The organism is Amycolatopsis thermalba (assembly GCF_003385215.1).
Classification (GTDB): Bacteria; Actinomycetota; Actinomycetes; order Mycobacteriales; family Pseudonocardiaceae; genus Amycolatopsis_E; species Amycolatopsis_E thermalba.
The window spans coordinates 45,185-57,247 of the sequence record NZ_PQHW01000015.1 but is presented as its reverse complement, the minus strand read 5'-3'; the positions used below and the strand labels follow the sequence as shown (position 1 = coordinate 57,247).

General features: G+C 71.9%; 11 protein-coding genes and 1 pseudogene. 4 read left to right on the top strand and 8 right to left on the bottom strand.

Going from position 1 to position 12,063, the window contains the following annotated elements; all coding sequences use genetic code 11:
• Window positions 1–35: 35 nt before the first annotated feature.
• Entirely contained in the window at window positions 36–986 is a 951-nt protein-coding gene (locus D0D15_RS09335) for an ArsR/SmtB family transcription factor (protein WP_115944371.1), read from the top strand.
• Window positions 987–1,547: 561 nt separating this feature from the next.
• Here the strand turns inward: D0D15_RS09335 and D0D15_RS09330 are convergent.
• From D0D15_RS09330 to D0D15_RS09305, 6 genes are all read right to left on the bottom strand, one after another.
• Complete coding sequence (locus D0D15_RS09330; protein ID WP_094004134.1) at window positions 1,548–3,146, bottom strand: solute symporter family protein; 1,599 nt, start codon at window positions 3,144–3,146, stop codon at window positions 1,548–1,550.
• Window positions 3,143–3,478 carry a DUF485 domain-containing protein gene (locus tag D0D15_RS09325; RefSeq protein WP_094004135.1) on the bottom strand — a complete coding sequence of 112 codons (336 nt, stop codon included), beginning with the start codon at window positions 3,476–3,478 and terminating at the stop codon, window positions 3,143–3,145. The genes D0D15_RS09330 and D0D15_RS09325 overlap by 4 nt, the downstream gene beginning before the upstream one ends.
• 77 nt (window positions 3,479–3,555) lie before the next feature.
• Window positions 3,556–5,295: a sodium/solute symporter gene (locus tag D0D15_RS09320; protein ID WP_094004136.1), complete on the bottom strand. Its 1,740-nt coding sequence runs from the start codon at window positions 5,293–5,295 to the stop codon at window positions 3,556–3,558.
• A complete protein-coding gene (locus D0D15_RS09315) occupies window positions 5,295–5,639 on the bottom strand; it encodes a hypothetical protein (protein ID WP_094004137.1) in 345 nt (114 codons plus the stop codon). Before D0D15_RS09315 ends, D0D15_RS09320 begins: the two co-directional genes overlap by 1 nt.
• On the bottom strand, window positions 5,639–6,403 hold the full coding sequence (locus D0D15_RS09310) for a LytR/AlgR family response regulator transcription factor (protein WP_115944370.1): 765 nt from the start codon (window positions 6,401–6,403) through the stop codon (window positions 5,639–5,641). Before D0D15_RS09310 ends, D0D15_RS09315 begins: the two co-directional genes overlap by 1 nt.
• Window positions 6,400–7,467 carry a sensor histidine kinase gene (locus D0D15_RS09305; RefSeq protein WP_094004139.1) on the bottom strand — a complete coding sequence of 356 codons (1,068 nt, stop codon included), beginning with the start codon at window positions 7,465–7,467 and terminating at the stop codon, window positions 6,400–6,402. The genes D0D15_RS09310 and D0D15_RS09305 overlap by 4 nt, the downstream gene beginning before the upstream one ends.
• A gap of 187 nt (window positions 7,468–7,654) precedes the next feature.
• Between D0D15_RS09305 and D0D15_RS09300 the strand changes: the two genes are divergently transcribed.
• The 3 genes from D0D15_RS09300 (at window position 7,655) to D0D15_RS09290 (ending at window position 10,222) form a co-directional block, all read left to right on the top strand.
• Window positions 7,655–8,683, top strand: a complete 1,029-nt coding sequence (locus D0D15_RS09300; protein WP_143266152.1) for a hypothetical protein — start codon at window positions 7,655–7,657, stop codon at window positions 8,681–8,683.
• Window positions 8,664–9,215: a TetR/AcrR family transcriptional regulator gene (locus tag D0D15_RS09295; protein ID WP_115944369.1), complete on the top strand. Its 552-nt coding sequence runs from the start codon at window positions 8,664–8,666 to the stop codon at window positions 9,213–9,215. Before D0D15_RS09300 ends, D0D15_RS09295 begins: the two co-directional genes overlap by 20 nt.
• A gap of 149 nt (window positions 9,216–9,364) precedes the next feature.
• Window positions 9,365–10,222, top strand: coding sequence for an SAM-dependent methyltransferase (locus D0D15_RS09290; RefSeq protein ID WP_158224396.1), 858 nt, complete (start codon window positions 9,365–9,367; stop codon window positions 10,220–10,222).
• Between the two features lie 28 nt (window positions 10,223–10,250).
• Here the strand turns inward: D0D15_RS09290 and D0D15_RS37750 are convergent.
• Window positions 10,251–10,670: pseudogene (locus D0D15_RS37750) on the bottom strand (IS982 family transposase); the annotation flags it as partial.
• Between the two features lie 71 nt (window positions 10,671–10,741).
• A complete protein-coding gene (locus D0D15_RS09280) occupies window positions 10,742–11,905 on the bottom strand; it encodes a hypothetical protein (RefSeq protein ID WP_094004143.1) in 1,164 nt (387 codons plus the stop codon).
• Window positions 11,906–12,063 lie beyond the last annotated feature (158 nt).

Here is a 12,063-nt window from a genome sequence, read left to right as displayed (position 1 = left end):
CCCAGTGCTGACGTTCGTCGCGGAAAGGATCGCCGGTGCGCCTGGAGCTGAAGTCGCGCGATCTGACCCGCGTCGGGCTGTGCAACGTGGCCGATCCGTGCTGGGAGCTGGCGAGCAGCGTGCGGCTGCTGCGGGACGACGACGAGGTGGCGTTCGGCTGGTGGCGCCGCCGGGTCCGCGGGCGGCTGCCGGAGTCGTTCCCGGTGCTGCGGTGGCTCTACGGCTCGGGGGAGGTGCCGGAGTTCCTGCTGCCCGCAGGCGGTGACCTGGCGTCCGGGCTCGCCGCGGTGCTGGAGACGCCGCCGGACCGGGTGCGGACCGCGCTGGCGGGGCTGCCGGAGCCGCGCGGCCTGCCGCCGTGGGCCGCGGCGCTGCGGTCCGGCGCGGACGCCGCGTTGTCGCGGCTGGTGCAGGCGTTGCGGGAGTACTTCATGGCCGCGCTGGCGCCGCACTGGGACAGCGTGCGAGCCCGGGTCGAGTTGGACCGGCAGGCGCGCATCCAGGCGCTGGCCGACGGCGGGGTGGACGGGCTGCTGGCCGCGCTGCGCCCGGTGCTGCGGTGGGAGCCGCCGTACCTGGTGACCGGTGTGGCGAGCCCGGGCGCACCACGGCGGACGGCCGGGGTGCTGCTGGTGCCCACGTACTTCGCGGTGCAGCCGTGGCTCGTGCCCGGTTCGGCCGGCCCGGTGCGCCTTGGATACCCCGCCCTGGCGGAGGACCCGCGCGTCCGCCGCGCCCCGCACGCCACCCCGCGGGCCCTCGCCGCGCTGCTGGGCCCAACCCGCGCGGCGGCGATGACCCTGGCGGCCGCGGGCTGCAGTACGTCGGACCTGGCGGCGCGCCTGGGCGTGACCCCATCCGCGGCGAGCAAGCACATGTCGGTGCTGCGCGCGGCGGGCCTGATAGCCAGCCACCGCAACCGCAACACGGTGCGTCATTCACTGACCCCGCTGGGAATCGCGCTGGTGGACGGCGCGTCGGCGTGAGTTTCTGATTCGCGGCCGGCCGGGGGTGCTGAGTCCGAACCGCGGCGGCGCGCGCAACCCGCGTTCGGTTCGCGGCGGGATGATGCCCCGGCGCGGAGCCGGCGCCCACCACCGCGGGGGATGGGTGGCAGCCGGGCGCCGGCATGAACGGCCCCCGGGATGCGGGAGGCCCCCGGCGCTCGGGAGAGGGGGCGGCGCGTCGGCGTGTGTTTCTGGTTTGCGGCCGGCCGGGGGTGCTGAGTCCGAACCGCGGCGGCGCGCGCAACCCGCGTTCGGTTCGGCACGGAGTCGGCGCCCACCACCGCGGGGGATGGGTGGCAGCCGGGCGCCGGCATGAACGGCCCCCGGGATGCGGGAGGCCCCCGGCGCTCGGAAGAGGGGGCGGCGCCTCGGCGTGTGTTTCTGGTTTGCGGCCGGCCGGGCTGCTGGGCGCGAACCGCGGCGGCGCGAAGGCCGGCGGCGGGGCGCGTCGGGCCTGGTTTTGTTGGCCGTGGTGCCTCGGCGTGAACGAGCCCCCGGCACCAGGGCAGGGGTGCCGGGGGCTCGGGCGAGGCGCGGCCGCTAGTGCGCCGTCGCCTTCTCGGCGCCGGCGCCGGTCAGCGAGCGGACCTCCATCTCCGCGTGCTTGCGCTCGTCGTGCTCCTTCGACAGCAGCGTGCCGATGATGCCGAGCAGGAACGACGCCGGGATCGACACCAGGCCCGGGTTCTGCAGCGGGAACCAGTCGAAGTCGGCGTTGGGCAGCATCGACTTCGGCGTCCCGGACACGGCGGGCGAGAACACGATCAGCGTGATCGTGATCGCCAGGCCGCCGTAGATGCTCCACAGCGCACCCGAGGTGTTGAACCGCTTCCAGAACAGCGAGTACAGGATCGTCGGCAGGTTCGCCGACGCCGCCACCGCGAACGCCAGCGCCACCAGGAACGCGACGTTCTGGTTCTTCGCCAGGATGCCGCCGACGATCGCGACCGCGCCGATCACCACCGCGGTGATCCGGGCGACCCGCACCTCACCGTTCTTCGTGTCCACCTGGCCCTTCTTGATCACGTTGGCGTAGATGTCGTGCGCGAACGACGCCGACGCGGTGATCGTCAGGCCGGCCACCACGGCGAGGATCGTCGCGAACGCGACCGCGGCGATGAACCCGAGCAGCACCGGGCCGCCCAGCTCCAGCGCCAGCAGCGGGGCCGCCGCGTTCTCCGACCCCGGGGCCCTCCGGATCGCGTCCGCGCCGACGAGCGCGTTCGCGCCGTAGCCCAGCACCAGCGTGAACAGGTAGAACAGGCCGATCAACGCGATCGCCCACACCACCGAGCGGCGTGCTTCCTTCGCGGTGGGCACGGTGTAGAACCGCATCAGCACGTGCGGCAGCCCGGCGGTGCCCAGCACCAGCGCCAGGCCCAGCGACAGGAAGTCGATTTTGGACGTTTCGGTGGCGCCGTAGCGCGCACCCGGGTTCAGCACCGCTTCGTTGGACCGGTCGACCGCGCCCTGCAGCAGCGCCGACAGGTTGAGCCCGTACTTGGCCAGCACCCACACGGTCATCAGCGCGGCACCCGCGATCAGCAGGACCGCCTTGATGATCTGCACCCAGGTCGTGCCCTTCATGCCGCCGACCAGCACGTAGATGATCATCACGACGCCGACGACCGCGATGACCACCGACTGCCCGATCCCGCTGGACACGCCCAGCAGCAACGAAACCAGCACACCGGCGCCGGCCATCTGCGCCAGCAGGTAGAAGAAGCTCACCGCGAGCGTGGACGTCGCCGCCGCCGCGCGCACCGGCCGCTGCCGCATCCGGAACGCCAGCACGTCACCCATGGTGAACTTGCCGGTGTTCCGCAACAGCTCGGCGACCAGCAGCAGCGCGACCAGCCACGCCACCAGGAAGCCGATCGAGTACAGGAACCCGTCGTAGCCGTAGACCGCGATGGCACCGGCGATGCCGAGGAACGACGCGGCCGACAGGTAGTCACCGGCGATCGCGACGCCGTTCTGCGGACCGGTGAACGCCCGCCCGGCCGCGTAGTAGTCCGACGCGGTCTTCGTGTTCCGGCTCGCGCGCAGCACGATCACCAGGGTGACGACCACGAACAGGCCGAAGATGCTGATGTTGAGCGCGGGGCTGCTGCCCGCGACTCCCGCGGCGAGGGTCATCGCGCGCCTCCCTCGACTTCGTCACGGATGCGGTCGGCGATCGGGTCCAGCTTCCGGTTCGCGAAGCGGACGTACAGACCGGTGATCAGGAACGTGGACACGAACTGCAGCAATCCCAGCAGCAGCCCGACGTTGAAGTTGCCGACCAGCTTGATCGACATGAACCCGTGCGCGTAGTCGGCGAGCAGGACGTAGAGCAGGTACCAGCCCAGGAACAACGCGGTCATCGGGAAGACGAAGCCCCGCAGCCTTCGGCGCAACTGCGCGAATTCGGGGCTGGAGTGGACGCGCGTCCACTCCTCGTGGCCGAGATCGTGCTCAGTGGCCGCCACTGGAGACCTCCTTGTCGTGTGGTGGCGGACACGTTAGGAGGTCACCACGAGTGGTGCCGCGCCGTGACGACCAACCGTCAGCGGGCGCGACGAACGGTCGACGAGCGGTAGCGGAAACCGGTCGAACGGCGGCGCGGCGCGGCCTGCCGCGGCGGGTTCTCGTCCAGGTGCAGCCGCAACATGGCGGTGATCGCCCAGGCCGGCGGCCGTCCACGCAGGGACACCACCACCATGGTGCCGAAAGCCAGCGGAACCGACCAGGGCGCGGGCTGGGCGAGCAGGATCGCGAGCACGCCGTCCACCTCGGCCCCGGCCATCGTCGCGAGGATCGCGCCGGAGGAGGCGAGCAGCCCGGTGAGCACTCCGGCGATCGCGCCGCGCGCCGTCAGCCGCGGCCACCAGATCCCGAGGACGAGCAGCGGGCAGAACGTCGACGCCGCCACGGTGAACCCCCACGTGACGAGCACGCCCGCGTCCAGGTGCACGGCGAACAACGCGAGCAGCACCACCGCGGCCGCGGCGGCGACCACGGTGCCGCGCAGCCGGGCCAGCCCGCCCGGCGCGAGGTCGTGCGCGATCGCGCCGGACACCGCCAGCAGCAGGCCGAGCGAGGTGGCGAGGAACGCGGCGAACGCGCCCGCGGTGAGCAGCCCGGTGAACAGCGTGCCCGCCCAGCCGGTGTCGACCTGCAGCGGCAGCGCGACGACCGCGGTGTCGGTGGCGCCGGACAGGTACAGGTGCGGCACCAGGACCCGGCCGAGCACGCCGTAGACGCCGGGGAAGACGTAGAACGCGGACAGCAGGGCCACGGTCAGGGCGGCGGTGCGCCGGGCGGCCCGGCCGTCCGGACTGGTGTGGAAGCGCATGATCACGTGCGGCAGGCCCATGGTGCCCAGCACGATCGCGACCAGCACGGCGAGCGTGCCCAGCAGCGGGTGGCCTTCGTTGTTGAGGTTGAGCAGCGGCCGTTCCCACCCCGGGGCGCCCGGCGCGGCGACGCCCTGGACCCGGGGGACCGGTTGCCCGGCGAGGAAGACGAGTTCCTCCCCGGCGGCGAAGGTGTGCGGGCCGGTGGCGAGCGTGACCGGGGTGCCGTCGGGTTCCCTGGCCTGGATGGGCTCGGGGGCCTCCAGGGTGACGTCCACGCGGAAGACCACGTGGGTGTCCTGGCGCAGCTGGGTGAACTCGGCGGGGTGCAGGGCCTCGTCGCGGACGGCGGCGCCGGCGGTGATCGCCAGCCACAGCGCGGGCACGGCGAACAGCACGACCTTCAGCACGAACTGGAAGGCCTGCACGTAGGTCGCCGCACGCATCCCGCCGAGCGCGAGCGTGGTGGCGACGGCGGCCCCGGCGAGGACGACGCCGACCCAGTAGGGCGTGCCGCTGACCACGCTCAGCACCAGGCCGGAGGTGCGGAACTGGGGCACGAGGTAGAGCGCGCCGATGACGAGCACGACGACGGCGGCGAGCCGGCGCAGCGCGGGCGAGGCGAGGCGGGCTTCGGCGAAGTCGGGCACGGTGAGCGCGCCGGAGCGGCGCATCGGCGCGGCGACGAGGACGAGCATGGCGATGTACCCGGCGGTGAAGCCGACCGGATACCAGAGCGCGCCGACACCGTCCTTGACGACGAGCCCGGCGACGCCGAGGAACGAGGCCGCGGACAGGTATTCGCCGGACACGGCGGCCGAGTTGAGCAGCGGGGTGACCCGCCGGGAGGCGACGAGGAAGTCGGAGGTGGTGCGCATCGCGGCGACCCCGCGCAGCCCGATGAGCAGCGTGACGAGGACGACCGGGGCGACCGCGAAGAGGCCGACCATCAGCGCCTCTCGGCCCGTTCCGCGCGGCGGAGGTGCCAGTGTCCGAGCACGATGAGCAGCGGGTAGGGCCCGACCGCCAGGATCAGCCAGGAGACCGGCACCCCGCCGAGGCGCGTGTGGTCGAGCGCGGGCCAGAGCGCGAACAGGGCGGGCAGCCCGGCGAGGATCGCGAACAGCAGCAGGAGAGCGGCGACCGCGCGGCGGCGTTGCCGGCGGTAGTTCCGCAGGGCGCGCTCGGCGTCCGCGGCTTCGAGGCGGGGCAGCCGCCAACGCCCCCGCTGCCGCCGGCGCGCATGGGCGAGCCGGGTCTGCGGACTCATCACGGCGACGCGGCGGTTGGGCATCAACGCCCCCGCTGGTTCAGCTCGCTGCGCTGCGCTGCCCGCAACAGGCGTTCCCGCAGCTCACGGGCGTGCCGGCGGCTCACCGGGACGTCCCCGGCCGCCGTGTGCGCCAGCAGCCCGCCCACCGAATCACTCCGCAGCTCGCGCACCGCGTCCAGCGCCACCAGGAACCCGCGGTGCACCCGCACGAACCCGCTGCCCTCCCAGTACTCGGCGAGCCGCGAGATCGGCATCCGCACCACGTGCACCCCGCCGCCGGTGTGCAGCTTGACGTAGTCGCCGTGTGCCTCGACGAACAGCACCTCGCTGCGCCGCACGTACCGCGTCCGCCCGCGCGACTCCACCGGCAGCGCGTCCAGCGCGTCGGCCAGCTCGGGGGACCGCGCCGCGCCCGCGGGCAGCATCCGCAGCACCTTCCCCAGCGCGGCCGACAACCGTTCCGCGCGCACCGGTTTCAGCAGGTAGTCCACCGCGCCGATGCCGTACGCGGTCACCGCGTGGCCGTCGTGCGCGGTGACGAACACGATCACCGGCGGTTCGCTCAGCTTCGCCAGCAGCCCGGCCAGCTCCAGCCCGTCCAGGCCGGGCATCGAGATGTCCAGGAACACCGCGTCGAACCGCTCGTTCTGGATCATCCGCAGCGCGGTCAGCGCGTCACCGGCGCCGGTCACCTCCGCCACCTCGGGGGCCTCCCGCAGCAGCTGGCAGATGTCCTCGAGCGCGGGCGGGACGTCGTCCACCGCGAGCACGCGCAGCCCGGTCACGGCAGGATCACCCCGGGCTGGAACATCGGCACCCGCACCACGACCCGCGTGCCCGCGCCCGGCGCGGTCTCCACGACCAGGCCGTACCACGGGCCGTACACGGTGCGCAGGCGCCGGTCGACGTTGGCCAGCCCGACGCGCTCGCCGTCGCCGGAGAGCACCGCTTCGGCGTCCGCGGGGGGCATGCCGACGCCGTCGTCCTCCACGCTGATCACGCAGTCGTTCCCTTCCGCCTCGCCGCGCACCGACACCGTGCCGGGCCTGCCGAGCGGCTCGATCCCGTGCCGGATGGCATTCTCGACCAGCGGCTGCAGCACCAGGTAGGGCACCGGCACGGCGAGCACGTCCGGCGCGACGCGGATCTGCACGCGCAACCGGTCGCCGAGGACGGCCCGCTGCAGCGCGAGGTAGGTCTCGATGGCGTGGAACTCGTCCGCGAGCGCGGTGTACTCGCCGTGCTTGGCGAGACTGTGCCGGATGTAGTCGGCGAAGTCGAGCATCAGCTCGCGGGAGCGGTCCGGGTCGGAGCGCACCAGCGAGGCGATGACGGTGAGCGCGTTGTAGACGAAGTGCGGGGAGATCTCCGCGCGCAGCGCCCGCAGTTCCGACTGGGCGGCCCGTTCGGCGGAGGCCTCCAGCTTGCCCCGCTCCAGCGCGGCGGACACGAGTTTCGCGACCTCCTGCACGGCCCCGCGCGGCGCCTCGCCTTCGACGACGAGCACGCCGGCCAGCTCGTCGTCGACGTCGAGGGGCACCGCCCGCAGCGGCGCCTTCCCGCCTGGGGTCTCACTGTGCAGGACGGCGGAGACGAGTTCCCGGGCGGCGTCCTCGTCGGCGGGGTGGCCGGCCCAGGTGATGGCGCCGGAGAGGTCGGCCAGGCCGGCGGCGGGCACGCCGAGCAGGGACCGGACGCCCTTGGCCGCCGCGCGGGTGCCCGGCCCGGTCAGCCCGTCGCTGAGGTGCCCGGCAATGCGCCGGGCGGCGGCGAGCACGTCGGCGGCGTCCGGCGCGCGCCGGGCACGCCACAGCGCACGCACCCCAGCCGACTCCTCCTCGGCGACCACCGAACCTCCCAACACCCACGACGAGTGCCGATCGATACTACGGGGCGAACCTGCCCCGTACGGGTGTTGGCGGGGGCGGCGGTCCTGGTATAGAAAGAGGTGAGCCCGTCCCCGCGATCATGGGGTGTGGCAGCCGTGACCCCTCGTCGAACGGGATCCTGCTGTGACATCGGGCTTCGTCCACTCCGTGCGCGACCTCGTCGCACTCGAGATCAGCCACGTCCGTCGCTACTACTGGTGGACCACACCATCCCTGCTGGACGACTGCGTCGAGCTGTGGACCTCGTCCGCGTGCCTGGCGTTCGGGGACGAGGTGGGCCACGTGGAGTACGCCGTCGTGGACCTCGCCGAGCGCACACTCGGGCAGATCGACGTCGCGTTGTTCAACGGTCTCGCCGACGCGGTGCGCGCCTTTCTGTCCGAGCACGTCGACCTCGCGACCGCCACGTTGACCGGCGCCCTGGACGCCCAGGTCACCGCCGGTCCGCCGCGCGCGGTGGTGGTGCGGGACCTGCGGGTGGAGCGGGACTGGCGCGAACTGGGGCCCGCCGTCCTCACCAGCGTCCTGTGGGACCTGCGCCGGATCGCCCGGTTCGCGCTCGTCGCCCCCGAGCAGCTGGGGCGTGTGCGCTGGCGGCCCGGGCAGCAGGAGCACGCGGGTCTGCGGCTCTGGGCCGGTCTGCACGTGGCCGACCTGCGGGACCAGCGGCTGCTCCGGCCGACGCAGGACGTGTTGCGCCACTACGAGAGCCCCGGGGTCTGCGGGGCGGTCACGACCCTGCCGGAGGAGGCGTTGCGCGAGCTGGCCGCCGTGCCCGGCGCGCGGCTCGTGCCGAGGATGGACGCCGAGTGCGTCCTCGAACCCGGTCACGGCGGCGCCGACCGGCGGCACTGCGCCCGGGTGCAGATCGCCGGCGACGAGCACCACTGGGTGCTGTGGGACGACCGCGGCCGGGACGTCGTGATCCGGCCGCAGTGCCTGATCCCGCCGCCGCGGCGGGGCGGCCCCGCGCTGCTGCAGGCGGTTCTCGACCCGGACGCCGAGCACCCGCCGCTCTGCGCGTTCCCCGCCGGGCACAGCGGGCGGCACCAGTTCGAGTTCGGCCCCCCGCGGCTCCGCCCGCGCATCGATTTCCGCACCCGCGGCGGTGCGGAGATCGAGGTCCGGTACAGCGAGAGCGGCATCGAGGTCCGGGATGTCGACGCCCGTCCGTGAGCGCGCGCCGATCACGCGTTCGGTGGTCGTCACGGCCGCACTGGACCTGACCCGGCGGCGGGGCCTGTCCGGCTGGACGATGCGCGACCTCGCGGCCGCGGTCGGCGCGCGGGCCAACGTGATCCGCTACCACGTGGGCAACCGGGCGGACGTGGAGGCGGCCGTCGTGGCGGAGGTGTGCGCCGCGATCAGCCTCCCCGACGGCGGCGCGTGGGCGGACTGGATCCGCCTGCTCGCCGCCCGGATGCGCGAGACGGTCGCCCGGTACCCGGGCGTCGGACGGGCGGTGGCCACCGGCAGCGGGCCGGCCGCGCCGCTGGTGGAGGCCGTGGTCGCGGAACTGGACCGGGCCGGCTTCGCCGCGGAGAGCGAGCTCGCCGCGCATGCGGTACTGGTAGAGACCTGCCTGTCCCGGGGCGATGGGCTGGAGTTCTTGATCGCCGGGCTGACGGCACGGCTGACCCGGCTACGAAGGGAGGTGAGCACCGGTGACCGCGCGAATCACCGAGGTTCCGGCCCGTGGCACGGCTGACCCGGCCGTCAGGAGCGGTCCCGTGTCGAGGTGGCGCGGGAAGCCGATTCTCTTCCGCCTGTTCGGCCGCCGATTTGACAGGTACAAGTTGATGTTCCACAACCAACGGGGGATCGGGGGAGCCGATGGCGACTGATCCGGACGGCGACGTGACCGAGATCGTCTACGGTCCTCGCCACACTGTGGACCGGGCGACCTGTGGCGGTGTCTACGACGTGCAGCTGGGGGGTAGCGGCCTCACCGAGCACGACCGGGAAGCGGCTCGCCGGATGCTGGCGGAATTTCCGCCGGAGCACCGCGACGTCCCGGAGAACGTCGCGCGGTTCAACCGCCAGTTCCTCGTCCGGTCCGTGCGGTACGCGTTGAAATCGGGTGTCCGCCAGTTCCTCGAACTGGGCTGTGGATTTCCCCGTTGGGGCAACGTGCACGAGGTCGCGCAGCCGGGCCAGCCCGACGCGCGGGTCGTCTACGTCGACTACGAACAGGCGCCGGTGCAGGAGTACCGGCGGTTGCTCGCGGGGAACGCGAACACCGCGGTGGTGCACGCCGACCTCCGTGAACCCGAGATGATCTTCGATGACAGAGCGGTGCGCGCCCAGCTGGATTTCAGTGAGCCGGTCTGGCTGGGCATGTTGTGCGTTCTGTCGTTCGTGCAACTTCGCGACGGTGAGGACCTCTACGACGTGGTGAGGCAGTACACCGACCGGTTGGCGCCCGGCAGCTGCTTCGCGCTTTCCCTGGGCTGCGGTGAAGATCTCCCCTCGGAAGCTCTCGCGCCTTTTATTGCGCTTTCGCAAGTGTACGAACGGGATATCGGCACTCCGTTCGTGTTGCGCAACGTGTCGCAGGTCGAGCGGTTCTTCGACGGGATGACACTGGTCACCCCGGTCACGTACCTCCCGGACTGCCTGCCCGAGCCGGGAAACCACGTCAGGCACACCGACTGGGCCAAGCGCACGATGCGCGGTGCTGTGGCTCGCGTGGATACCTGGACGAGTAGTGCGTAACTGTGTCATGGTCGTAGGCGGTTAGGGATCAGGTGACGGGTTGGCCGGTGGTGCGGTTGTGCCAGATCGCCGCGGTCAGGCTCAGGAGACGTTGGGCGATGCGGACGCCGACGCCCTCGGTGGTGGGCTCCCCGTGCCGTTCCAGGCCAACTGGCCGTTGAGTGTGTCGTTGACCGACTCGATGAGCTGTGCTTCACGGTGGGCAGAGAGTGTCCGCATTCGACCGGGGTAGAGCCAACGATCCAGGTGTTGCCGGTCCACAGGGCGGTGTCCGTCGCCAACCAGCGCATGACCTGCTCGATCGGTGGTAACGCATTGCGCGGACGACGTTTGTCGCCGGACTGGCCGGGCGGGCTCCGGAAGACACCAGTATCCGGGTAGGCAGGAACCGCAGCCACCGGGCGTCCGAGGTGAACCCCTGCAGCGCATGGGCCACGGCCAGGGTGACCTATTTGATCTTGAACACCGTTGGTCCGTCTTCGGCTACCACCTCGAATTACGCAATACTCGTCTAGCCCATCACGAGGGCTCGCTGATCCGGCACACGACGTAACGAACCTCGCCTCCGCTGGTGGGTGCGTCGCCGACGGCCAGGATCTCGAATTCGCGCCACACGTCCGCGGACAACGTGGCGAGGCGCAGCCGTTGCGGACCCACCGGGCGTTCCGGTGCTGCTCCGGCTTCCCTCAGGAGCTTGGTCAGGGCGGGTACGTCGAACGGGTGTACCAGTTTGCGCACGTGGTGGTCGGTCGGCACCGCGAGGTTCAACCCGTCGAAGTGCGAGTTCGCGGAGTCCAGTTCCTCCAGCATCCGATCCACGACGATCAGCGGATCGCGGGACGCTTCGAGAAAGGCCTGGGCCAGTGGTCGAGGTGTCGGAAAGGTCGCGTTCTTGCGCGCACCGACGTCCATGGTGACGATGCCGTGGAACCACCCCGGCATGCCGGCAGCCGCCCGGCCGGCCAGGCGAAGCGCGACCGGTTGACCGGTCACCCGGTGCTGGGCCTTGAAGCTGCAGAGGTGCAGACCACCGCCGCTGTCGTGCAGAAGCCGGTCCCGGAACTCCTGCACCGCGGGGCGCCACGAGTCCATCACCAGGTTGTTCAGGAAGTAGGTGCCGTCCCACCAGCGGCCGTGTGGAAAGCGCCGACGAACCGCGGGCTCCCTCGGCGTGCCCGGCTGGGATTCCTCCTCCGGTGGCGCCAAGCCGTACAGCTCGAACAGCTCGTCGGTCCATGCGATCGTGTTCTCGTGATCGGCTCCCGCTTCGGTGATCCGCCACTCCCAACTGCCCACGAGCGGGGGCGGCACCGTTGCCCAGTCCGTGGCGGCGTCGATGTAGCACCCCACAGCCGCAACCACCGTTCCGGTGATGGGTGAAGTGATAGGCAGGACGCGGACTTTCCACTCGCGGCCCGCGTAGATCACCCGGTCCGCTTCGACCCGGTTCCCCTCACGCACGGCCTGCTCCAGCCGGTACCTGAGTAGATGCTGGGCGAGGCGGTGGTCGAGTGCGTTCCGCGGTGCGACTCCGTGGTAGCTCGCCTGGCCCACGGCGAGGAGGAGTCCGACCTTGCGCCCGCGGTGCCTGTCGCGCTGAGGGTCGTCGGGCCGGGTGTCGACCAGTACCCAGTTTCCTTCCGCGGTCCCCGGCTGTCGCCGAGCGGCGTTCACGTTCTTCACCGACCTTCGTCCGGTCAGGTGCCGATCGATTCGGAACCTCGGACGAGAGGTTAACCAAATGTGAGGCGTGGTGAAAACTGATCCACCCAACCAGGCCTAGACGGGATGACGGACGGTATTTACCGTTTTGCTCGGCAGCGCCGTACGACGCGGCGTTG